At 36.3% G+C, this 24,821-nt stretch carries 20 protein-coding genes; 4 read left to right on the forward strand and 16 right to left on the reverse strand.

The window, feature by feature from the left end:
• The first annotated feature begins 2 nt into the window (after positions 1–2).
• Positions 3–686: an SH3 domain-containing protein gene (locus tag ACNJYY_RS18860; protein ID WP_416729645.1), complete on the forward strand. Its 684-nt coding sequence runs from the start codon at positions 3–5 to the stop codon at positions 684–686.
• 5 nt (positions 687–691) lie between these two features.
• Positions 692–2,200: a SpoIID/LytB domain-containing protein gene (locus ACNJYY_RS18865; protein ID WP_416729646.1), complete on the forward strand. Its 1,509-nt coding sequence runs from the start codon at positions 692–694 to the stop codon at positions 2,198–2,200.
• Positions 2,201–2,302: 102 nt separating this feature from the next.
• Here ACNJYY_RS18865 and ACNJYY_RS18870 read toward each other — a convergent pair whose 3' ends face one another.
• The 13 genes from ACNJYY_RS18870 to ACNJYY_RS18930 form a co-directional block, all read right to left on the reverse strand.
• Positions 2,303–3,520 carry a glycosyltransferase family 4 protein gene (locus ACNJYY_RS18870; RefSeq protein ID WP_416729647.1) on the reverse strand — a complete coding sequence of 406 codons (1,218 nt, stop codon included), beginning with the start codon at positions 3,518–3,520 and terminating at the stop codon, positions 2,303–2,305.
• A gap of 24 nt (positions 3,521–3,544) precedes the next feature.
• On the reverse strand, positions 3,545–4,621 hold the full coding sequence (locus ACNJYY_RS18875) for a glycosyltransferase (RefSeq protein ID WP_416729648.1): 1,077 nt from the start codon (positions 4,619–4,621) through the stop codon (positions 3,545–3,547).
• Positions 4,618–5,733, reverse strand: a complete 1,116-nt coding sequence (locus ACNJYY_RS18880) for a glycosyltransferase (protein WP_416729649.1) — start codon at positions 5,731–5,733, stop codon at positions 4,618–4,620. Before ACNJYY_RS18880 ends, ACNJYY_RS18875 begins: the two co-directional genes overlap by 4 nt.
• The gene (locus tag ACNJYY_RS18885) at positions 5,730–7,106 is read right to left on the reverse strand and encodes an O-antigen polymerase (protein ID WP_416729650.1); all 1,377 of its coding nucleotides are present in this window, start codon (positions 7,104–7,106) and stop codon (positions 5,730–5,732) included. Before ACNJYY_RS18885 ends, ACNJYY_RS18880 begins: the two co-directional genes overlap by 4 nt.
• A 30-nt stretch (positions 7,107–7,136) precedes the next feature.
• Positions 7,137–8,192 (reverse strand): non-hydrolyzing UDP-N-acetylglucosamine 2-epimerase, encoded by a 1,056-nt coding sequence (wecB, locus tag ACNJYY_RS18890; protein ID WP_416729651.1) that lies wholly within the window; start codon positions 8,190–8,192, stop codon positions 7,137–7,139.
• A 12-nt stretch (positions 8,193–8,204) separates the two neighbouring features.
• Positions 8,205–9,617, reverse strand: a complete 1,413-nt coding sequence (locus ACNJYY_RS18895) for a lipopolysaccharide biosynthesis protein (protein ID WP_416729652.1) — start codon at positions 9,615–9,617, stop codon at positions 8,205–8,207.
• Between the two features lies 1 nt (position 9,618).
• Complete coding sequence (locus tag ACNJYY_RS18900; RefSeq protein ID WP_416731910.1) at positions 9,619–10,350, reverse strand: DapH/DapD/GlmU-related protein; 732 nt, start codon at positions 10,348–10,350, stop codon at positions 9,619–9,621.
• Positions 10,351–10,384: 34 nt separating this feature from the next.
• Positions 10,385–11,701, reverse strand: coding sequence for a nucleotide sugar dehydrogenase (locus tag ACNJYY_RS18905; protein WP_416729653.1), 1,317 nt, complete (start codon positions 11,699–11,701; stop codon positions 10,385–10,387).
• 30 nt (positions 11,702–11,731) lie between these two features.
• Positions 11,732–12,745, reverse strand: coding sequence for a Gfo/Idh/MocA family protein (locus tag ACNJYY_RS18910; RefSeq protein WP_416729654.1), 1,014 nt, complete (start codon positions 12,743–12,745; stop codon positions 11,732–11,734).
• Entirely contained in the window at positions 12,738–13,463 is a 726-nt protein-coding gene (locus tag ACNJYY_RS18915) for a Wzz/FepE/Etk N-terminal domain-containing protein (RefSeq protein WP_416729655.1), read from the reverse strand. Before ACNJYY_RS18915 ends, ACNJYY_RS18910 begins: the two co-directional genes overlap by 8 nt.
• 79 nt (positions 13,464–13,542) lie before the next feature.
• Positions 13,543–14,652: a DegT/DnrJ/EryC1/StrS family aminotransferase gene (locus ACNJYY_RS18920; RefSeq protein ID WP_416729656.1), complete on the reverse strand. Its 1,110-nt coding sequence runs from the start codon at positions 14,650–14,652 to the stop codon at positions 13,543–13,545.
• A 139-nt stretch (positions 14,653–14,791) separates the two neighbouring features.
• Positions 14,792–15,850, reverse strand: coding sequence for a glycosyltransferase family 4 protein (locus tag ACNJYY_RS18925; RefSeq protein WP_416729657.1), 1,059 nt, complete (start codon positions 15,848–15,850; stop codon positions 14,792–14,794).
• A gap of 549 nt (positions 15,851–16,399) precedes the next feature.
• Complete coding sequence (locus ACNJYY_RS18930; protein ID WP_416729658.1) at positions 16,400–18,283, reverse strand: LTA synthase family protein; 1,884 nt, start codon at positions 18,281–18,283, stop codon at positions 16,400–16,402.
• Positions 18,284–18,509: 226 nt separating this feature from the next.
• Between ACNJYY_RS18930 and ACNJYY_RS18935 the strand changes: the two genes are divergently transcribed.
• Positions 18,510–19,595, forward strand: a complete 1,086-nt coding sequence (locus ACNJYY_RS18935) for a glycosyltransferase family 4 protein (RefSeq protein WP_416729659.1) — start codon at positions 18,510–18,512, stop codon at positions 19,593–19,595.
• Between the two features lie 183 nt (positions 19,596–19,778).
• Complete coding sequence (locus ACNJYY_RS18940; RefSeq protein WP_416729660.1) at positions 19,779–20,714, forward strand: LytR family transcriptional regulator; 936 nt, start codon at positions 19,779–19,781, stop codon at positions 20,712–20,714.
• 34 nt (positions 20,715–20,748) lie between these two features.
• Here ACNJYY_RS18940 and ACNJYY_RS18945 read toward each other — a convergent pair whose 3' ends face one another.
• The 3 genes from ACNJYY_RS18945 to ACNJYY_RS18955 form a co-directional block, all read right to left on the reverse strand.
• Positions 20,749–21,378 carry a class D sortase gene (locus ACNJYY_RS18945; protein ID WP_416729661.1) on the reverse strand — a complete coding sequence of 210 codons (630 nt, stop codon included), beginning with the start codon at positions 21,376–21,378 and terminating at the stop codon, positions 20,749–20,751.
• A gap of 1 nt (position 21,379) precedes the next feature.
• The gene (locus ACNJYY_RS18950; protein WP_416729662.1) at positions 21,380–22,405 is read right to left on the reverse strand and encodes a processed acidic surface protein; all 1,026 of its coding nucleotides are present in this window, start codon (positions 22,403–22,405) and stop codon (positions 21,380–21,382) included.
• A gap of 157 nt (positions 22,406–22,562) precedes the next feature.
• Positions 22,563–24,701 carry a S8 family serine peptidase gene (locus tag ACNJYY_RS18955; protein WP_416729663.1) on the reverse strand — a complete coding sequence of 713 codons (2,139 nt, stop codon included), beginning with the start codon at positions 24,699–24,701 and terminating at the stop codon, positions 22,563–22,565.
• Between the last annotated feature and the right edge of the window lie 120 nt (positions 24,702–24,821).

Here is a 24,821-nt window from a genome sequence, read left to right on the forward strand (position 1 = left end):
TAATGGCTATAAAAAAAAGATGGGCAGCAGGATTACTAGGTGTAGGTGTAATGTTCGGTTCTTTAACAACTGGAGCAAGTGCAGAAAGTAATGTATTACTAGCGAGCGTTGAATGGGTAAACGCACAAATCAACCCTATGAAAACAAAGTTATCAACGCTTGAAGAAAAGATTGAACAACAACAAAAACAAATTGAACAACTAAAAAGTTCTGGCACTAAAGGAGATACCTCAACTCCTCCATCGACTCCGCCAGATAAAATGCCTAACAAAGTCTATGTAAATACTTCTTCTGCAAAATTTTACTCAGGTGCTGCAACAAGTTATAAGCTTGTTGCTCAAAAAGGATATGGATCGACTTTATCAGTAGTCACGCAGTTTAAAGCTTCAACAGGCTTGTGGTATAGAATAGATTTAGGTAAAAACACGTTTGGCTGGGTAAATGCTAACAGCGTATCTACTAAATTTATATCAGCCACTAATCCTAAGACTGTAACAACAAAAAGTACTGTTAATATTCGTAGGGGTGCTTCAACTTCGTATAAAGTGGTAACAAAAGTTTCTTCTGGTACAAAACTTAAGTATATTAATAAATTCACCACAACTAATGGCGAGCCATGGTACAATGTTGAAACTTCTGCTGGATTACGTGGTTGGATAGCTGCTTCTTTTGGTGAGGTGAAATAACACCAATGTTAAAAAAATTTGGATTAACACTTTCTGTAACAGCTATTATCCTTTTTCCACTTTCAACACAAGGAGCAGGTGCTTCATCTCCTGCTAGCTATCCCTCTCCAGTACAAGTTCAAATTTATAATGATACAAGTTTTATAGTTTATAATGGCGGGTTATACGAGCTACAAAACTTACAGACCGGAGAGAAAGTATTTTTACAACCTAATACTAATGTTAGTTTTAACAAGAACGGTACAAGTCTAGTTTCTACACTAAACAATTTGAAATTTTCATCTAATAAAGGTTTTCGCCTCCAGGAGATAATAGGTGGGAATCAAATTCATAATTTCTCTTCAGATACCAAAATTCATAAAAGTGCTTCTCACTTATCTAATGTTGCCACCACTGCTAAAAAGGGTGAATCGGTAGAACATATTGGAATTCATACGGCAACGAATGGAGACAAATGGTTCAAGGTAAAAAATGCTCGCGGAATTATAGGTTGGGTATCAAGAAGTTCAACATATGAACCCATAGAAGCTCCTTCCTTTTCAACAATAACAGTTAATGGAAAAAAATATCGTGGCAGTTTAATGATTGATGCTAATGGTAAAGTAATAAATCATTTAGATATGGAAAATTACTTAAAAGGTGTTGTTCCAAATGAAATGCCAGCTTCTTGGGAGCCAAATGCATTGGAAGCTCAAGCTATTGTTGCTCGAAGCTTTGCACTAAAAGCTGGTAATACATTAAGCAGTGGCACAATGAGCCAAGTTTATCGTGGATATAGTTCAGAAACCTCACGTTCTTCTGCTGCTGTTGATGCTACAACAGGTATCGTTGTAAGATATGGTGGAAAACCTGTCCAAACATTTTTCTTCTCAACTAGTGGTGGGAAAACAGCAAATGTTTCAGATGTTTGGAACTCAAGCCAATCAGCGTTTCCGTATTTAGTTAGCGTGGAGAGCCCAGATGAAACCTCCCCTTACAATAGCTGGACTGAAAAATTAAGTGCAAGGAGAATACTTAACAATTTTGGCTATGGTTCTGACACAGTCTTATTTGATGTTAAGCTATACAAGCCTGGACAAAATGGTGAAGTTAGAGGTGCAACACTCATAACTTCTGAAGGAACCAAATCATTTTCTAATTTAAATGAATTAGATATCCGCAAATACTTCCAAACAGATAAAAACTTGTTACGTTCCAACTGGTTTGATCTTAATTTACAAAAAACATATAACGTCCAAAATACTAATGAAGTTACATCACAATTTGGAATAAAGGGCCAGTTAGTTCAACTGAATGGCAAGACAAATTCAATAAGTACCTCTTTAGTTAATATTCAAACAACTAATGGTATTATCTCTCAACACTCAGATCCTGCTACGATAACGGCAACCGGGAAAGGTTGGGGGCATCGAATTGGTATGAGTCAATATGGTGCACAAGCGATGGCTAAAAAAGGCGTTTCTGGTATAAATATAGTGAAACATTATTTCCCTGGCACAACAGTGTCTAAATAATATTCCAATAGGAACTGACTTAATTTTGTTAAGACAGCTTTTTATAACGATAAAAAAACTGACCTGTAGGATTTAAATACTTTATTGGTCAGTTTTTTATATTTACTGTTTTAAATTCTCTAGAATTTCGTCTACGATACGTTTCCATGAGTATTCTCTTACAACAAATTCTCTACCATTTTTACTTAATTGTTGGAAACTTTCATGAGATAAATTCGCCAGATACTTCACTTGCTCAGCAATAGAGTCAATATTCTCAGGTTCTGCAACTGCACCGCAGTAATTGTCTTCAATAAGTTTAGCAGCCTCCCCTTCCCCACAATACAAAACAGGAGTACCTGTTGAGAGTGCTGGGAATATTTTCGAAGGACGAGCACCTTTAAAAATTTCTAAATTCTTTAATGGTACAATGCTGTAATCTGAAATTGAGAAAACTTTTGGCATCATGGCTACAGGAACAGAATCCTTAAACGTAACGTTTGTTAGGTTAAGCTCTTCCTTCATCTTCAAGAGCTTCTCTTTTTCCTGGCCATCCCCAATGAATAAAAAGTGAACATGCGGAAGTTCTTCTTTTACTCTTTCTGCTACAAGTAAAATAGAATCAAGTCCTTGTGCATAACCCATTGTTCCAGTATAAGCAAATACTTTCTTGCCGTGGAGGGATAGCTCATCCATTAATTCCGCATCTGGTTCAAGTGGTGCAAAAGTATCCGTGTTAACACCGTTAGGAAGCATGAACGTATCTTCATGGCGATTCACTTTATCCCCAATATATTTCGTTATACCTTCAGTAGCTCCCGCCATCTTCCATGACTTTTTATATAAAAACTTTTCAAGAATTTCAGCTAAGCGTATAAATTTTTCATTGGTCAATATACCAAGCTTCACAGCAGATTCTGGCCAAATATCAGCAACAAAGAGAACGAATTTCGCCCTTTTAAATAACCCTCCTACATAACCTGTTATTCCTAGGAACAATGGTGGTGAGTTTGTAATAATGACATCCGCTTTTTGGGCTTTGGCTAAAGAATAAAAAGCACTGAATGTAAAAGAAAAATAAGACATTAACCGTCTCCAGAATGCACCCTTTGGACTTGGATAAATCCATGAACGATGAACAGGAATTCCGTCAAAATCTTCCTTCATATAGAACATTCCTTGGTACTCTTTCGGAATCACACCCATCGGGTGGTGCGGGAAAGCAGTTACTACTTCAACCTGATGGCCTCTGCTGATCAATTCTTTTGCAACTTCATAAAATCTAATTTGCGGCGCTCCCACTTCAGGCGGGAAGTGCTGACTAAGTAAAATGATTTTCATAATTTCGTTCTCACCTTCAATTCATTACAACGATTGAGACTGTCTTAACGTTTGTTGATACAGTTTTTCCATTCGCGACGCGTTTTCATACCAATCGTATTCTTTTCTGACATGCACGATACCATTCTTACCCATACGCTTCCGTTCCTCTTTATTCTCAATAAGGTGGTTAATAGCAGTTGCTAGTTTTTCCGGGTCTTCTTTTGGAACGATGAATCCTGTATCACCTTCCTTAACCACTTCTGGCAACCCACCTACATTAGTTACTACAACAGGTACTCCGCATGCCATCGCCTCTACTGCAGCCACTCCAAATGATTCTTGATCTCGTGAGGGTACAGTGAAAATATCCATCTGATTGATAAACTTAGGTACTTCAGTATTGGGGATTTTTCCTGTGAATTTCACATGATCTCCAATACTCAAGTCATCCGAAAGTTTTTTATAATCATCTAATTGAGGGCCTCCCCCAACGATAACTAGTTCAGTATTAAGGTGTTTTTCGTGAACCTTTTTAAAGGCTTTAATCAAAGTACCAATTCCGTATTTATCAGATAAAGCTTTTACAATACCAATCTGAATAATAGGATTGTTTTCTTTTGGCCTAGGCTTAAACACATCAAGATCAACACCGAATGGGGTGATGCTGATTTCTTTGGTTGTATATTTATTTGTCTCTTTTCCCATCACATGACTGGTAGAACAAATACGATCTGCTCTATTAAGCGTAAATTCGATCATTTTTCGGTTTAATGGGTTTTTTTGTGGGAATTGGAAGATATCCGTTCCCCATACAGAAACATAGTAAGGATGAAAATCTGTAAGAGCCCCGATTAATCCGTAGCTTGAGAGAAAATGAGCATGGAAAATATCCGGCTCAAATGTTCGCAAAAGCTTTTTGATAAAAGGTACCGCTCCAAAGTAGCTTAGTTTTCCTGGGAGCTTTTTCGGCAGGATAACGGTATCAATTTCCTTGGCATTTTCCTCGGAATAATGGTCTTGAAACGTAGCCACTTTTACTTCCCAACCCTTTTGTTTAAAATACAGAGCCCATTTGTGAGTATGAATCGAACGGCCAGGGGCTAATAATAAAAGTTTCATTTCGTCTCCCCCACAAGTGTGTTTTTTACAGTTTTTACTCGTGCAAGCCAAGAATTTCGATCAAGAAACGTATCCTGAATATTGTTCCGATAGCTAATGCATTTTGTCTCAACGTTTTCGATGGCTTGAATAAAAGCATCTTTTCTGTCGTCACAAACGACACCATAATTACCCGAATCGATAAAAGCCTTTTGAGCCTCACAATTTGTTGCGACAACTGGCAAACCATTCGATAAATACTCTACAAGTTTAACAGGTACGGAAAAATTATTATATTCGCTCTTTAATCTTGGGATATAGGCATAGTCCATTGAACGATACAGCTCTGTAAGTTCATCTCCGCTAATATGTTGAAGATTAACATCAAGCATATGCAAACGCTGTTTTTGTTCTTCAGGAAGCTTGTTATATTCGTTCTCACGACAGACGATCGTTAACTTAGGCTGCATTTTATTTGATGGATAGTTTTCTAACGCCTCTAATAAAAGAGGTAAACCGTAATCATCATTCGCTATTCCGCCTACATAGATACCCTGATGAGAAAACGTTTTTTCTGCACTCATTAGATCGGTCTTTTTACCGCCAGGAGGTAAAGGTAATTTGGGCTGATTAATATCAACGTATTTCCCCATAGCTGCACTTGGCAAAAAGATTGCGGAAGCATATTTTTCGTAAAATTTCTCTTCACGGCGATAAATCGTCTGCATGACTTTTTTCTTCAAACCTTTTAAAGGATAAAGATCATCAAACTTCCAATAAACATCTCGGTAAAAAATCCCCATCGGTACATTTTGTTTCTTTAAGAATTTAAATACCTGAGTATCAATAAGAGGCTTTTTCGGTTTATGACCAGGATCTGTGAGCCAAATAGGGATCGTTTGATTTTCTGCGTAACAAAACCAAATATTTTGAAGCTTTCCTTCTTCCTTTAACCGATTAAACACTGCTGTTCTTTCTTCTGAAGTTCCATTGATCTCTATAATATCTACATCTTCTTCTTTTCCCCATTGCCTAAATGCTTTAAGCATTTCAAGTGGTCGTAATTTCGAACCACTGTCCGCTTTTTCAGCTAACTTGAATGGATAATAAACTAAAACCGCTTTGTTACTCATTGTCCTGCTCCTTTACCATTTTTCAAGAAATCCATAACCCCAATGCGGACTTTGATTACAAAGTATACAGAAAAGACGAATACGGAAATCATAATCCATAGAGGATTGAAAATAAAATCAAAGAAACCTCCAACTACTGATCTTGGAATATTAATGGTGAAATAGATAAACATTCCCAAGAAAACAGGGTTTTTAGGTAATCGAAGAAATATCATATAAATAATAGCTAAAAACATACCCATATAAAGGATAGACATGATAACTCCAGGGTAGGAGTAATTTGCATAAGCTTCTCCGATAAAAAGCGTATTGAGCACCCCTGCCGTACCTGCTTCTACCTTTTCTGGATAAAAATACCCCATAGCTACACGCCCTGATCGAGCGTGCACTTGATCAAACATCTGATTAATAATACCAGGAAAACTGCTTCCTTCTAAGAATGGGAAACCGTTACCGAATAGTTGAAGATGCATATAGAATGGTGCAATCTGTGACAAAAACATTCTTCCTATCGGACCCGAATTATAAGATAAAAAGGAAGAAGGATTAGCGCCTAAAGCAGCATACATTCCGAATAGTAATACAAATCCAGCTATCCCTATCAGTAAGATTCTTTTATATGATAAGCGCACAAAACCAATGTAGATAGCAGTCAAGATCATGCTAAGCATATAAAAGAATACCGGAGATTTCGAGAGATCATAGGTAGTGATCACAAATGATGCACCAATTAATAAAACGGTGAGAACAACCCACTTTATCTCTCTTGTCTTATGAGCAAAGATAAAGGCAATTATAGATAGAATTGGTGTTAGGGCAATAGCAAAAATGTTACGAATAAGAACATTGCCCTGAAAACCTCTTGAAGCTTCAATTCTAAGTTGAGCAGCATTGTTTGAACCTTTTATAAGTTCAAGCAGAGGAATCGCATTTAGTTTTAGCATTGTATAGGCAACTGCTAATAAGCAAATTGTAGATAATCCTGCAAAAAGAACATAGAATTCTGTTTTTTCTTTCGTAAAAGGAAGAACGACAGGTTTAGCAAAATACTGGTTAAACTCCTTTGTAGCATTAAAACCTAATAATTTTTGGAGCACAAACACAGTTAAGGGGAGAAAAACCATGACAAGACAGACTAGAATGAATCCAATAAGCCGATACTCATCATTTGGAACCTTATGCATCATATAAAACTGATCCGTTTTCGTCACAATCAATAGACTCCCTATAAAACTTGAGACAAATAAGGAGTAATAAAAGACTAGAGAGAGAAGATTGGGTCTTAGAATGGATAGACTTCCTCCTGCTTTTTTAAATAATGATATTGAAATTCCTAATACGATCAGCCAGATCATTGCGTAAGTCAAAAACATGATTTTCCCCCGTTACCCTGATGTAGATCTTTATTGTTGAATGGCTTGGACAATTTTTTCAGAAGCCTTTGCGTCGCCAAATACTTCTTTATAAGTTGGGTTTACTTCTTTTCGAGTTGCTTCTAAAATCGCATGAACATCTGTACCAACCAAGATGTTCGCTTCACTCTCAAGCGTTTCAACCCACTCAGTTTGTTCTCGCAAAGTAACACACGGAACCTGCATGAAATATGCTTCCTTCTGAACACCGCCAGAATCTGTAAGGATTTTTTTTGCGTGATTTTCTAGTGTAAGCATGTCTAAGTAGCCCACAGGTTCTATGACAAGCAAGTTTGGAATAGAAGCTAAATCGAATCCCATACTCTCAAGCTTGTGCTTCGTTCTTGGATGAATCGGCCATACCTTTTGATCTTCAATCTCTGAAAATGCTTTTAGGATATTTGTAATGTTTTCAAGATTATCTGTATTTTCTGCACGGTGAACCGTAATCAGTAAAAAACCTTTGCTCTTCAAATCATGTTTTTGAAGAATCACTGATTTATCAGCTGCTAGTTTACGATTATATTCAACCGCATCATACATAACGTCACCTACATTGATCACGTTATGTTTGATATTTTCATCATGAAGATTTTTAACTGCCGTATCAGTTGGACAGAAAAGGAATTCAGAAACATGGTCCGTCATGATGCGATTAATCTCTTCAGGCATCTTTTTGTTAAAGCTGCGCAATCCTGCTTCAATATGGATAACAGGAATATGTAGCTTTGCTGCTGCAAGCGAACCTGCTAATGTTGAATTCGTGTCACCATAAACGAGTAAATAGTCTGGTTTTTCATCTAGAATTATCGTTTCAATATCAGCTAACATTTGACCTGTTTGTTTACCATGATTACCAGAACCTACCCCTAGATGGTAATCAGGTTTAGGAATATGAAGCTCTTCAAAGAAAATATCGGACATATTGGCATCGTAATGCTGTCCTGTATGAACGATAATTTCTGTGTGTGACTCGCGTAAAGCTCTTGATACAGGTGCGGCCTTAATAAACTGCGGACGCGCTCCTAGTACTGTTAAAACCTTCATGAATAGCACCTCTTAGCTTTTAATTTCTTTTAATACTCTTGAAACCCCAAAGGCAGCTGCGAAGAACAACCAAGGGAAGGTTAAATAATATACCGGTAATTCTGTTATATGCACCCAGACAAGTGTACCCATAGCTATCATACCTGTAGTGAATAGAAAAACCATCTTACCTACCGGAAGCGGTATGTAATAAACTTGCTGGCTCTTTCTAAAAATCATCACGCAAGCAAAAAGATAGGAAATAACAACTGCTAATGCTGCACCCCATAGGGAGATTAAAGGAATCAAGATTAAGTTGAGAACAAGACTGATTACTGCAGCAGAGATGAAATAGACAGATATATATTTGGTCTCTTTTTTAATAAATAATCCTACCGAAATAATTAAATAATAAAAATTTAAAAATGTTCCTGCACTTAAGAGCGCAATATAATGACTAGCACTATAAAAGTCAGGATCAGAAATCATAAATTTGAAAATATAAGGAATAAAAGTTGCGATTCCTAGTAATCCTAGAATGCCCCCGACAAGAATAATTATAGAGAACTTAGAAAAAATCTTTTCAGCATCAGGGCGTTCTTTAATTGACATTGTGTAAGGACGCCAAGCCATCTGAACACTGGATGTCAGCAATGTGATAACCGTTGCGAACTTAACAGCAACTCCATAAACCCCTGCACTTCCTAATCCCTCAAAGTAAGTAAGGAAAAACCTGTTAGAAGTAGCAATTACCCAGAAAGCAAGAGACGCCGGAACAAGCGGGGCGGCATATTTTAAGATCGCCCAAAGCTTTTCTTTGTCTACTTTAATCCTTACAAGCCTGAACAATTCAGGTAAAAGCAGTACAACAATAACACCAGCTGCAATATTACGGCCGTAATAGATAACATCTACTTCTTCCATCCACATCTTCAAGAAGATATAAGCGAATAAAGCCGCTCCTCCAAGACGAAGAACTGTATATATCACAACTTTCTTGACCTTGAACTCATAGCGATAATAAGTCAGAACAAGCGTAATAATTGACTCAAGTACAAGTGTTACCATCGCTGCAATGACCACGAACGCATATCCAGATTTCCCAGTCACTAACACCGAAACCCATTCTCCGCCTATTATGGCGCCTATCAAACAGAGTAAAGAAATAGCCAATCTAAATTGGAGAACTGTTTGCACATAACTGATCTTTAATTCTTTTTTATCTGTATCAAAAAAATAGAACGCTAGCGCAGAATCTGTACCGAAAATAACCAGGAAAGTTAGCATAGATGTAAAAGCATCTGTGTTTTCTAAGACACCCATCTGTTCTTTTCCTAGATACGTCGTAAAAATTGGTAACATCAAGAATGCAATCAATTTTGTTCCTACATTCATTAACGCATAAAGGAGGGAATCCCCTCCTAAACGTTTAAGCTGCGCTAACAAGTTATAACAACTCCCGCTCGTCAACCTGCTTGCTGTATTTAGCTGGTACGCCTTTGATTACGGTCTTTTCTTCTGTATCCTTTGTCACTAGAGCTCCAGCAGCTACAAAGGTTTCTTCCGCAACTGTAATGCCTGGGAGAATGATGGATGCCCCACCTACACGAGCTCCCTTCTTCACGACCGCTCCTTTAATCTTGTCAAATCGTTCTTCTGTACGGCCCATAAAGTTATCATTTGTCGTAGTCACACAAGGCGCGATAAACACATGTTCTTCAAGCGTTGTATATGCAGTAATATAAGAATTCGATTGTATCTTTGTGCGTGTTCCGATTGAAACATGGTTCTCAACTGTAACCCCACGTCCAACGATTACGTAATCTGCTATTTGAACATTTTCACGTACACTAGCAAGGTCTGCAATTAGTGTGTAGCTTCCGATTTCAGCTCCTCGGTAAATAACAGCGTTTGCCCCAACTGTTACGTCTTCCCCTAGAGTTAGAGCCGGAATATTGTCGGAAAGCTTAACCGTACTTGTTTTTGCCGGTTTTGGCGGTTTACCGAGAACAGCTCCATCTGAAATTGTGCTGTTATCTCCAATTACTGTATCCTCGTGAATGGTAACGCGGTTTCCGATCACAACATTCTTACCGATTTTAGAGCCTTTTTCAATTACACTGAAGTGTCCAACCTTTACAGATTCATCTAACTGTACCGTTGAATCAACAAAGTTCATCATCTCTAAGTTCCCCCTTGCACTCAACTTTATATTAAAGCTTAACGTAACGTGCTGGTTTATTCTCTACATCTTTCATTGCATTACGTGTATCAAACAATACATCACTGTTTTGAGCAATCATCTCATAATCAAATGCGGTATGATCTGTCGTTAGTAACACTAGGTCAGCATTTTGCAGAAGTTCAGGTGTAAGTGAGTAAGTCTCGACTGTTTTTCCATCCAATCTGAAAGTTGGAACGTGTGGATCTACAACCGTTACATTCGCACCTGAAGCATTCATTTGTGAAAGTATTGGAAGTACCGGTGATTCACGCATGTCATCAATATCTTTTTTGTAAGCTACACCTAGAACAACAACATTTGAACCGCGAAGAGCTTTTCCATCTTCGTTCAATAGACGCATCGCACGATCCACAACGTATTCTGGCATTGCGTTGTTAATCTCACCAGCAAGCTCAATTAGACGCGTGTGGTAGTTATATTCACGTGCTTTGTATGTTAAATAGAATGGATCAATTGGAATACAGTGACCACCAAGACCAGGTCCTGGATAGAAGGCCATAAATCCGTAAGGTTTTGTTTTCGCAGCATCGATTACTTCCCAAACATCAATCCCCATACGTTGACAAAGAATCGCCATCTCGTTCGCTAATGCGATATTGATATGACGGAACGTGTTTTCAAAGATTTTTTCCATTTCAGCTACTGCAGGAGTGGATACTTCGTGTACATCTCCTTCAAGCACTTCACGGTAAAGGGCAGCTGCCACTTTCGTACAGTTCGCTGTCATTCCACCAACCACTTTTGGTGTGTTTTTCGTATTAAAGTGTTTGTTACCTGGGTCAACACGTTCTGGTGAGTAAGCGACAAAAACCGTTTCGCCTGTTACAAGACCGGTTTTCTCTAACGCTGGCTTCACGATTTCTTCTGTTGTACCAGGATATGTTGTAGATTCAAGAACAACTAACATTCCTTCGTGAGCATTTTTTGCGATTTCATTCGCTGAGCTTTCAACATAAGAAGTATCCGGCTGCATGTAAGTATCAAGAGGTGTAGGAACACAGATCGCAACAGCATCCACTTCACTGATTTTAGCGTAATCTGTTGTAGCTTCTAAACGACCAGACTTGATCATTTCATTAAGATCTTCATCAACCACATCACCAATGTAGTTAATTCCGTTATTCACTTGATCTACCCTTGCTTGCTGTACATCAAATCCAATAACTCTGTATCCAGCTTTTGCTTTTTCAACAGCTAATGGGAGACCTACATACCCAAGACCTACTACACCAATAACTGCTTCTTTATTTTCAATCTTCTTAAGTAGTTGTTCTGAATGGCTCATTTATTACATCTCCTTTGATCTATAAAAAACTTATGCTAACTTTACTTCTTTTCCAGTTTCTGCCGATTCAAGAATCGCTAAAATCAGCTTAACCGGTGCCATACCATCTTGTCCAGAAACAATCGGTTCACGATTTTCTTGTACAGCTTGCACCATATCTTCAATAATCCATTGGTGACCTGGTTTACCTAGAGGATTATCTTTAATTGACTCATTGAAAGATTCTTTTTCACCTTCAATACTGTGTTCCATATCCCATGTCTCGATAAAGAGAGCATTGCTTCCACCGATCTTAACAGAAGCCTTTTCACCAAAAATGGATAAAGATTCTTCAAGGTTCTTCGGATAAATCGTTGTTGCTGCTTCAATAACACCTAGAGCACCACTTTTGAAACGAACAACAGCCGCAGCAACATCCTCAGCTTCAATTTTTCGTAAGCGAGTAGCTGCCATAGCTTGTACACTTTCAACCTCTCCCATTAACCAAAGCATTAAGTCTAGGTTATGAATAGCTTGATTCATGAGGACACCGCCATCAAACTCTTTCGTTCCTCTCCATGGTGCTTGGTCATAATAGGCTTGTCCTCTATTCCACCGAACAGTAGCATTGGCATGACTCATAGTGCCAAATACCCCTTGTTCCATTTTTTCACGCAGTTTCATAATGGCTGGACGGAAACGATTCGGATGAACAACTGCCAACTTAACATTGTTTTCTTTTGCAATTCGGATCATCTCTTCAGAATCCTCGAGTTTCAGAGACATCGGCTTTTCAACGACGATATGACGCCCATGTTCTGCCACAATCTTTGTTAATCGTGCATGTAGACCAGAAGGAACACAGATATTCACGACTTGTATATCTTTATTGACCCTAAGCATTTCATCAAGGTCTGTATATGTTTCATACTTTCCTGAATATTCTTCAAGGCGTTCAGAAGCTGCATCACAAACTGCTACAAGTTCTGCTCCATGTGCCTCATTAATTGCTTCGACATGTTTCTTCGCTATGTGTCCCATTCCTACGATGGCAAATTTAATCATTTTTTCTGTACCTCCGTGCGTCTTCGATGTATTTCCATAAAACGAGTGAAATTAATGATAAAAATAGACCTGCTACTAGTCCAAGTGCCAAGATCGGCTTTTGATTACGGCCGCTTTCCACAACAGTTGTATCAAGCTTTTGCGGTTTCTCATACATAGCAATATCTTTTTTGTTATTATCTATTTGTTGTTCAATTTCTTTAGCGACAATTTGAAGTTCAGTCATCCTTGACTCTTCTTCTGGAGACAAAGTATCTTCTTTCATCTGTTTTGTGTAAAGTGCAGTGAGCTTATTAAGACTGTCTAGATGTTGTTCTTTTGTCTCCATACCATTTTCAGTACGCAAAATAATCTCTTCGTATTCCTCATCTAAAACTTTATAGTGTTTTTTGGTAATTGACGATATATCATTATTAACTTGAGCAGAATTGCTCCCTGTTACAGTAAATACCAACTGCCCTCTTTCGAAGACTTCTACAGCCAGGTTATTATCCTTAACATCATTTTTATACTGATGTTTAATAACTTCCGGATCAGTTTCAGAACCTTTCAAATCCCCTGTATATAAAATTGTTCTTCCTTGGTATTGAACAGGCTGCATCATGGAAATCAAGAATGCCAATCCGAGAGTAATCAATGGTAAGAGGAGAAACCACAATTTTTTATTCCAGAAAAACACTAAGTAATCATATAAAACAAACCGCTTTTCATCGTGCACAAAAAAACCTCCATTAAAATTGCTAAAATGCTAAAAATGAAACAATTCGCCCCCTGATTAAGAGGACGAACAAATTTCCTTATTTATAAAATGCCGCAATTTGTGAAACTACATACTCTTGTTGCTCCAATTTCAGCTCTGGGAACATCGGTAAAGAGACAGCTTCTTTAGCAGCTTTTTCAGCTTCTGGGAAGTCTCCTTCTTTATAGCCAAGTTCTTTAAACACTGGCTGAATATGAAGGCAAAGAGGGTAATAAACCATTGTGTCAATACCTTGTTCTTTCAAGTATGCTTGCAGCTCATCACGTTTCTCTACACGAAGTGTGTATTGGTGGAACACGTGTCTGCGGTTTTCAAGTGCAACAGGTGTAACTACTTTATCCCCTAGTTGTTCTTTTAATAATTGAGTATAGTTTGCAGCATTATGTTGTCGCATTTCACTCCATTTATCTAAATGAGGAAACTTCACATTTAATACTGCAGCCTGAAGCTCATCTAGACGGCTGTTATATCCTAGCACATGATGGTAATATTTCGGCTTACTTCCATGTACGCGAATAACAGACATTTTTTCTGCCATTTCGTCGTTATTTGTAACAATCATTCCGCCGTCACCATATGCACCTAAGTTTTTAGTTGGGAAGAAACTATAAGTTGCAGCAGTTCCGAGTTCGCCAACACTCTTGCCCTTATAAGTTGAACCAATCGCTTGAGCAGCATCTTCTACAACCGCAAGATTGTGTTTATTAGCAATCTCTACAATTGGATCCATGTCTGCCATCTGACCGTATAAGTGAACAGGAATAATTGCTTTCGTCTTATCCGTAATTGCAGCTTCAATCTTAGACGGATCAATGTTGAACGTTACAGGGTCAATATCAACGAAAACTGGTGTAGCACCTGCACGTGCAATAGCGCCAGCCGTTGCAAAAAAAGTAAATGGTGTAGTGATTACCTCATGCCCAACTTTAACGCCGGCCGCTTGAAGCGCGATGTGAATCGCATCACTTCCATTACCTACACCAACTGCATATTTCGTATTACTGTATTTAGCAACATCTGCTTCTAACTTCTTAACATTATCTCCAAGGATAAAACGGGAAGAACCCATAACTTCATCTAGTACTGAAATCATTTCTTCTCTTAAAGTTTGATATTGTTCTGAAAGATCTAGCATTGGTACACGCATTTCACAAAACTCCTTGTAATCAAATTGTTTGTTTGACTCATAATACACAGGTCTCATTTTATCATATTTTAATTATTGACACCTATATTATGTCCTTTTAAAAAGCCGCTCGCGTTAAGCAAACGGCTTTTGCTACCCATTATTGTTTCCCAGTAACCTTCCGATAAATCGCCATAAATGGTTTGTATTTATGATGTACGAGTCCTATCATTTCTGCAATCAGTTCAATAAAGATAAGAAGGCTTACTAATATAAAAACTGATCCAATCATTGTAGAATGAGATAGAATGATGGCGCTAATGGCAAAAATTAATCCTAATCCATAAATCGCAATTACTGTTGTTCTGTGGGAAAACCCTAGAGCGAGCAACCGATGATGAAGATGATGTTTATCGGGTGCAGAGATTGGTTTTTTATTCACAATCCTACGTATAATAGCAAATATCGTATCAAAGATTGGTACTCCTAATATAATGATTGGTACGATAAAACTGAACAGCGTTACGGATTTATAAAGTCCTAACAAGGATAAAATGGAAATTGAGTAGCCGAGAAATAAAGCTCCCGTATCACCCATAAAAATCTTTGCTGGATTAAAATTATAAAATAAAAACCCTAAGATACTTCCCATTAAAATTAGTGCTAAAGTGGAGATGAGCATCATGCCCGCCGAACCCGCTAGGAAGGCAATTGTGGATATGACGATTAAGGATACACCTGCCGCTAGACCATCTAAGCCATCAATTAAATTAATGGCATTAGTTATTCCAATGATCCAAAGAATGGTAATCGGAATGGTCCATCCACCAAGGTCGAAAACCCCAACAAAGGGAATCGTTAAGAAATCAATTTTTAAGCCCGTAGCTACAACAATTCCTGCCGCAAGAAGTTGTCCAAGCAACTTTGTTTTGGCTGAAAGTTCATACATATCATCAAATATCCCAGTTGCTAAAATCACAAGCGCAGCTATTGTGATACCCGTCACTTGTTCACTGTAAACACCGCCTGCGAAGTATCCAGCCACTACACCAATAAAAATAGCTAGCCCGCCGAGTCGAGGCATCACTTTCTCATGTACTTTTCTATGATTAGGTTTATCTGTTGCTCCAATTTTTATAGCAAATTTTATAACAAATGGTGTTATAACCAGGACTGTTATGAATGAAGCAATAAAAGCAAGCCATAAATTTAAATTCATAAGAATCCCCTTTTTAGTTAATTGTCTTAGTAAATTACGCAAATAATCGTATCATAATTAGTGCTTAAATCAATCCCATTATCTAATATTCACTAAATCTTAACATAAAAAAATAAGAATCATTTTTAATTTCCCATCATTCACTAATCCTTAACCTTATTTTGCAGCTTTTAATTATTTCCAATAATTTATGCTCAAAAGAAATTATAGTGGATGCATAGAAACGATTTAATTATGTGAATTTTTTTATGACTACACTCTTCAATATTCGTATAAAATCTAAAAATAAGGGTATGATACTTCGTTTTTGCAATCATATTAAAAATGGTGGACCTTCGTTTAAGCATGCGTATGCGTTGAACCACATTGGACTTTTACCCTTGTTTGTCAGACTGTCCCTTGCTAGTAAATTTGATAGCTATAACTCGATTTAAATGTCAATGAATGAAGAAAATAAACATAATACCCACAACACTCTTTGAAAAAAAAAAAAAACTGACATTTATAAGGTCTTTTGTATACCTTTTGAGCCAGTTTTCTTTAAGAAATTTAAAATTTACCTTTTTTTAATTTTTCAATCGCATCATATTGTAGTAAAAAGTCAGAAAGCTCCACCTCATATTGAACTCGTTCAAAATTGTTTCTGCACTTTTCCACTTCTACCTTATCACCTGTTTTGGCATCCGAACAGATTCCATTTTCAAAAACTCCGTCTAGTGACATCTCGAAATCATAGTTTTCTGAAAAAAAGGAGAACGGCGTAATTTCATGCCTAAATCCAACATATCCCTCTTTTTTTACACTTAAATCATAACCAAGCTGATATAAGGGCTGCTCAATTCCAAACAAAGAAGTAACAGTTGGAGCGATGTCCATCTGACTCGCTATGACTTCGTTAACTTCTCCTTCTGATTGGGTTGGACGGTGAATCACTAATGGAATATTAAACATTTCTTTTTTGCTAAAATTAATGTTTAATTCCTTTTTAAGTTGTTTTACATTATCTGGAATCAAACCGTAATGGTCTCCATAATATACAATTACCGTCTCATCATATAAACCTTCCTTTTTTAACTCTTCTAATAATTGTCCAAAAGCCTGGTCAGCATAATGTACATTTTGGAGATAATGACCAACAGGTGTATCATTCATCTTAGCCGGAAGGCTGAGTTTTTGATGCTCTTTAGGAAGTTCAAATGGCCGATGATTGGTTAACGTAACAACAAAACTATAAAATGGTTTATCTTCTGTCTTCCAAATATCAACGAGTTGTTTAAAGAAACTTTTATCGTCGATACCTAGTCCAACAACATCTGAATCATCTATAACGGGATGTTCCTTGCTGTAAAAAACGTCATATCCTTGAGCCGGATAAGCATTCTTTCGATTCCAGAATTCTGGTACATTGCCATGTGCTGCACTGGTTTGATACCCTTCACTTTTTAAGATTTGTCCTAACGATTGAAATACCCCTTTTTCATAAGTACGATACGCACCATCTTTTTTGCTTGGGTATAAAGAATTATTTGCCACAAACTCAGCATCAGATGTATTTCCTCTTCCGATTTGAAGGTAGGTGTTAGGATAATAACTGCTTTCCTTTATAAACGCATTCAGATTAGGGGTAATCTCTTGGCCATCTACTTCAAGATTAACAATGAAGTCATTCAACGACTCCGCTTGAATCATAAGGAGGTTCTTACCTTTAGCATCACCAAAATAAGGTGACATCTTCTGAGTTTGTTGACGTTTTTCTAATTCGCTCTCATATTCCTTCAGCTGTTTAATAGAATCTTGTGAGCTGAAGACTTCAGCAGCTGCCATACGCTCCATATAACTGTTGTATGTCTCGGATATATGGGTTGGAATTATGCCAGTCTTCGCTACTTTTAACTGCTCACTAAAATCATCTTTTACAAGATTAAGGTAAGTATACTTCATGGAACTATATCCTATTAGTAAACATAGACCTACTAATACAAAATGGATGCTTGGGCGTTTATAACTCATCTTTTTTAAAGGATAAAAAAAGAAGAACAGAAGAAGTAAAAGATCAGCTGCATACCAAATATCCGTTAGCCGAATAAGTGTAATAATGGAATCATCGACAGCTTTAAGCTGTCCCGCCTGTCCCATCATTTCTATAGAAAGGATAGAATGATAATAACGCTGGTATACCACATCCGCAAATAAAAGAAATGAAACCAGTACATAAAGAATAAAGGTTAAACTGAATGCCCATTTCGATATCCGAACCATTAAAGGACTTACTAATATTAAAATGACGCCAGCGCTTGTTAGCATGATTCCTTTTTTATGTGGACTAATTCCCATCTCTACTGAAAAATATATATTTTTTAGTGTCCATCCAATTAACAATATAAAAAATATAGAAGCAACAAAAATGAAGTTTTGCTGTATATTTGATTTCAAAATTATTATTCTCACTTTCTATTCCATTTTCTGTTTATTATATTACAAGATTGTAAATATCTCCAATAGATGATAATAATTCTGTCGAATATTGATAAAAAAACAATGTTTTAATAGAATAAATGATTGATATCCACTGATTACCATCTTATAATTATGGGAAGAGAAATATATTTATCTACCTACTCGCTCTTTTTAAAATATTAAAAAAGTAAATGAGGTATTTATGAATTTTCAAATATTTTGGGCAGCAATCGTCTCTTTTATAGTAGTTCTATTGATAACACCACTTGTAATTAGGTTAGCTATTTTAATAGGAGCTACAGATCAGCCTAATGCACGAAAAGTCCACAAAAAGCTCATGCCTAGACTTGGTGGATTAGCAATTTTTTTAGGAGTTATGGGAGGTTATTTTGCTGCTGGGCTTCATAATCAATCGATTAAAGGAATTACGCTTGCTGGAATTATTATCATTATTGTAGGTATCATTGATGACCTCTACTCTTTATCTCCTAAATACAAACTATTAGGTCAGTTTATCGCAGCTTTTATAGTGGCCCATACAGGTTTAACCATTGATTTTATTACAATCCCTTTTATAGGACATTTTGATTTAGATTTACTAACTTATCCCATTACTATCCTTTGGATTTTAGCGATTACAAATGCAATAAATTTAATTGATGGTCTTGATGGCTTGGCAGCTGGAGTTTCTTCCATTGTAATAGCTACCATTGCGATTATGGCCGGTTTGAACGGAAACATCATGATTTTAACTATTTCCATGATCGTTTTAGGTTCAACAATTGGATTTTTGTTTTACAACTTTAATCCAGCTAAAATATTCATGGGAGACACTGGTGCATTATTTTTAGGGTATTGTATCGCGATACTATCGTTGCTCGGTTTGTATAAAAGTGTTACGTTATTTAGTTTCGTCGTTCCCATTATCATTCTCGGTGTTCCTATCTTTGATACAACTTTTGCAATACTAAGAAGACTTGCAAACGGACAGCCGATCTCTGCTGCTGACAAAGGGCATCTTCACCATCAATTACTTAGGTTAGGCTTGTCACATAAAATAACTGTTATTGTTATCTATGTATTAAGCATAATTTTTAGTATTTCAGCAGTTTTATTTTCAACGACAACACTTTGGGGCTCGTTAGCAATAACTTTTGGTCTGTTGCTTATGTTGGAACTAATAGCAGAACTAATCGGTCTGGTTCATCATAAATACAGACCATTACTCTACGTATATAATAAAGTATTTGGTCAAGATAGAAACTTGAACCGCTCGAAAGTAAAATAGTAATATCTTCAAAAGTCTATGCTAAGCGCGTAGACTTCTTTTTATCTTTCCTATAAATCTATTAAATACACAAGATTTTGGATTGTAATCCATCGTACAGTCTTATATAATAAGTGACGATACAAAAGTAAAACATTGTAAAAACTTTACGATATATGTAAAACGTATAAAGGGGAAATTATTATGGGATTAAGATCGGAAACAAAAAGAAAAAAAAGAAAACCTTTTCTCAAAGGTTTTCTAATTTTTCTTAGTATATTATTACTCGCAGGAGCAGGTTACACCTATTATGTTTATCACTCAGTAAAAGAAGCTGCACAAAAGATGCATGAGAAAAGTGAATGGTCAGGATCAAAAAAACGCGAAAAAGAATTAAACCTTTCTTCAAGTCCATTGTCTATATTAGTTTTGGGTGTCGATGAACGTGAAGGTGATCGTGGCCGTTCTGATACATTAATGGTTGTGACTGTGAATCCAAATGATAATTCTACTTACATGACTAGCATCCCGCGTGACACAAGGACAGAAATTATTGGTAGAGGCAAGCAAGATAAAATTAACCATGCATATGCCTTCGGCGGTACGAATATGACTATACAAACGGTTGAAAACTTTCTGGATATTCCCATCGATTATTATATGAAAGTAAATATGGAAAGTTTTAAGCAAATTGTAGATGCTTTAGGTGGTGTTAGTGTAAATAACCAAAGATTAGCTTTTAATTACCAAGGTTATTCTTTTCCTAAAGGTACTCTAAATCTTACCGGTGATGAAGCTCTAGCATATTCTAGAATGAGAAAAGCTGATCCTAGAGGAGATTTTGGCCGTAACGAAAGACAGCGCCAAGTAGTAAACGGCATTATCAATGAAGGTGCACAAGTGTCTTCCATTACTAAACTAGGCAATATATTAGATGTCCTAGGCGATAACATTGCAACTAATATGTCATTTGACGATATGAAAGACATCCAAGCTAATTATAAGGGTGCTAGAAAAAGCGTACAATCAATCGAAGTTAATGGGCAAGGTGGAAAAATAGGTGGAGTTTATTACTTTAATGTGAACGAAGAGGAAAGAACTCGAATTAGCTCTATGCTAAAAAAACATCTTGAACTATAAAAACGGATGGCTCGTTGAGCCATCCGTTTTTATATTATGAATTAATTTTCGATTCTACCAGAAAAGCCACAAGAACATATCTTTCTGGCGCAGCTCCAACAAAAGTAAAAGGATAACACGTACTTACAGTTAAAGTTGGCCGTGGTTTAGGAACAATTACCGTACGATCATCTTTATCAACGATTCTGACTTGTTTTACTTTATACGTAAATTCTCCTGCCACCGTTGTTACTACGAGCAAATCCCCTTTTTTCACTTCACCCAACTCACGAAAAACAGTGTCGCGATGCCCAGAAAGTACAGAATTATCTTGCTCTCCAGGTAAGACGCTATCAGCAAAGTGACCTACACCTTTTTCAAGTTCATCCTCATTTGTTCCATGAAAAATGGGCAGTCCTGCTTTTAACTTCGGGATGTATAAATTCCCGATGTTTTCTCCCACCTTAGGACGCTTAAGATATAATTCGGTTTTTTCAGTTCCTTTCTTGGTAGCAACTACTTTTGCCTCTGATTTAGTAATAACCTTCTCTCGTTCTTCTTGTCCCACCTTAAAAAGTAAATAACCCTTAGCAAACTTGTATGCATTTGTTGATGAGAACCATATACCGAAAACGATAAAGATAATAGCGATTGTTAAATATATAAATCTTTTTTTCTTTTTCATCTTACTGTGTTTTTAAACGTCTAAACATAAAACCACCAACTAGTGCAATTCCTAAACCTAACATCATATTAGTTCCATAATCAGATGCAGTCTTTGGAAGCTTTGCCCCTTTAACTGTTTTATGTTTTGGTGAACTTTTAACTTTTTCAATCTTCTCAACTACTTTGGGTACTTCTTTAATATCCTTACCTGTTTCTTGAATGATTTTTGCACCAATCATTTCAGCAGTAAATAACATATCTAAAATGAACTTACCCTTTAAATCATATAACTCAATTTTTAGTTTGTATCCTTTTTTCATATCTTTTAAATACAGTAATTCTTTTAATGTAAGGGGTTGAGTATCTGTCCCATTCGTTAGAAAAAACTTAGGTTGAAGCTCAAAAATATTTAATAGTTCTTGTGAAATAGATAGAAACTCTGAAATTTGTTCATCTGTTAGTTCGTCAACACTTTCAAAGTCTTCAAAAGCCATCATTCGATCCGCTAGATCCATTAGACGCTCTTCCATAGCAGGATCAGAAAGTTTGTCCTCAAGTGCTACTAAATGTTCCATCATGGCATTGAGTTCATCTTCAGTCAGATCAAATTCAGCGAACAAATCGCCAATTTCAGGCATTTCAGGCATCTCTTCAGCGTCTAGAAAAAAGCTTACATCAAAATATAAATCATCTACAAATATGTAGTTATCAATACTTTCTCCGTTTTCCTCCAGTAACGTAAACAAAGCCTCTTGGTCTAACTCAAAATCTTCATATATTGTTTCAAGGTTACTGTAGTCTGATTTAATAACTACACCTAGAGAATCTCTTAATTCTGTAACATTTTCAAAGAATGAAAGATCCTCTTCAAAATATTCCATTACATAATCTTCAAGATCTACTTTCGAAAATTCAAGTCCTCGCTCACTACTAACTTCTTCCAAAAATTCTGTTAGCTCTTTTTCCTCAATTGCTGCAAACGTAATGTTCGGAAATAGTGAAAACAATAGAGCAAAAATAGACAAAAAAGCAAAGTATTTCTTCAACTAAAACCCACCCTTAATTTATTTGACAATAACATAATCATAGGGTAAAAAATTACATTTGTATATAATTTTTTTACCATATTTTGATATTTATTTACGTGAGATGACAAAAAAAACACCCCTTTTCTTTAAGAAAAAAAGTGTCGATATTTTATTATTATTTCAACGAAAACCAACTACTTTGATTTATGGATTTGTTCCCTGCAACATCAATACTTTCGATAATAAATCTATATTTTCCCGATTTTGCAAAGGTTTTGTTTTCAGCCTTACCATCCCAGCTTTGACTATGTGTTCCTAGTTTTATCGACTTCTTGCTAGCCAAAGTTCTTATTTTTTGACCATTGTTGTTAACAACATAGATTGTCACGTTTACAGTTTCATTTATCGAGAACTTACTTACAGCTAATATGCTTTTCCCTGCTTTATATACAGAAGGAGATATTGTGTTAATCTTTATAACTGGCGTCTTGCTATCAACTATTATCTCAACTGTCTTTCGATCTGCTTTTTGATTATCAGAATCAATACTATCTATCCTCATTAAATAATTTCCATCGGGTACTTGTTTTCCAATACTATTTTTTCCACTCCAACCTATTGTCTGACTACTACCAGGTAAAGTCTTGTTAGTTATTATATTTTTGACGTGTGCGCCTTTTAAATCAAAAATCTTTGCTGTAACTAATTGTGTTTTGTTGAGTGTTATAGGTACAATACCTATCTTGGATACTTTAGGAGAATAATGAATTGTCGTTCTTCCAACAGTTATTGATGGCTTTAATTGATTCTTCACGTTCACAGAAAGCTCTTTAGACCTAGAAGAAGAACCTTTTACTGCAGTAGCTATTATTTTGTAAGCTCCACTATCTGCATAACTGCCATCATCTACTTTTCCGTCCCATTTTATATTTACCTGTTTATTACTACCTTTAACATTTTTAATAATGTTTTTTACAATTTTACCTTTCGCATCTTTTACAACTATGGAGACTAATGAACCTGTATAAGCTTTATAAGATGTTGTAATTGAATTTCGTCCATTTATTATTAATTCTTTTGATGATAAAGGTGTGATCGAAAATGCCGCTGGAGTATTTTTCACTGCCAATGAAGCATCAATTCTCCCAAATCCCGAAAGATTATCTCTTCCAGATTGATAAAGATCTAAAGTGGATTTCTTTAAGATACTATCTACTTGAGTTTCTGTTAGAAATGGATTCTTTGAGAGCATTAAAGCAATGGTACCCGTTACGACAGGAGATGCCATTGAAGTTCCGCTCATATAAGCATATTTTCCGTAGGCAATTGTAGAATAAATATCTTCTCCAGGAGCGGCGTAATCAACAAAGGTGCCGTAGTTTGAGAAATACGAAGCACGATCTTTATTGTTAGTGGAACTAATTCCAAATACTCCATTATAAGCCGCCGGATATGTTTTTTCGTTTACATGATCATTACCAGCAGCAGCAACGACTATTGCTCCTTTAGATCTTGCGTATGCAACGGCATCGTTTATCACTTTGCTGTAATAGTAACTTCCTAAACTCATATTAATAACATCCGCTCCCTTGTCTGCAGCATAAAATAAAGCGGATGAGATTTCTTCAGCAGTTGTTGAATCTCCATAAAACACATTTATAGGCATAACTTTTACATTTGGAGCTATTCCTGTTACTCCTACAGAATTTAATGATGCGGCTATAATGCCTGCAACATGCGTCCCATGATCATCTGGAAAATAGGTAGAATCACCATCGACAGCATCATAAGGTTTATATAACTTCCCTTTAAGTTCTGGATGCCTACCATCTACACCACCGTCTATTACTGCTACAACTACATCGCTAGCACCTTTTGTAGTATCCCATGCTGAAGGCGTATTAATTTTGGAATGAAACCATTGTTTTTTATATAGAGGATCAGAAGGTATAAATTCTTTTTGTATTTTATAGTTGGGTTCTACGTATTCTACTATTTTGTTATCGTAAAGTTTTTGAACCAGTTTAGGTAAATCAGTTTGGTTGGAAAAAGAAATAACATAGAAGTCTTCTCCAATGGGTTTAATATTTATTAGATTAAAAAGGTTTTTAAAATTTCTCTTGTCATTCTTATGTAGTTTTTTAGAAAATTTAACAATGAGCTCAGTATTTACGTAGTTTCTCTCTTGAAACATTTTTTGAAAGGTATTTACCTTTCTTTCATATGATCTTGGCTCACTTGCTGCAGATATATGGGTAGAAGAAAAGCAAAGTGAAGTGAAAACCAAACAACTTAATAATTTTTTTCTGTTCATAATGGCCCCCAAAGTTACGAAATATAAGTATATTATACTCGAAAAAGTCCGCATTACCACTTAATTCCAAGTATTTTATATAACAAAAAAGCAACCTGTTATAATCGGTTGCTTTACTTT

The sequence above is a fragment of the Fictibacillus tiangongensis genome, from assembly GCF_048083785.1.
Classification (GTDB): domain Bacteria; phylum Bacillota; class Bacilli; order Bacillales; family Fictibacillaceae; genus Fictibacillus.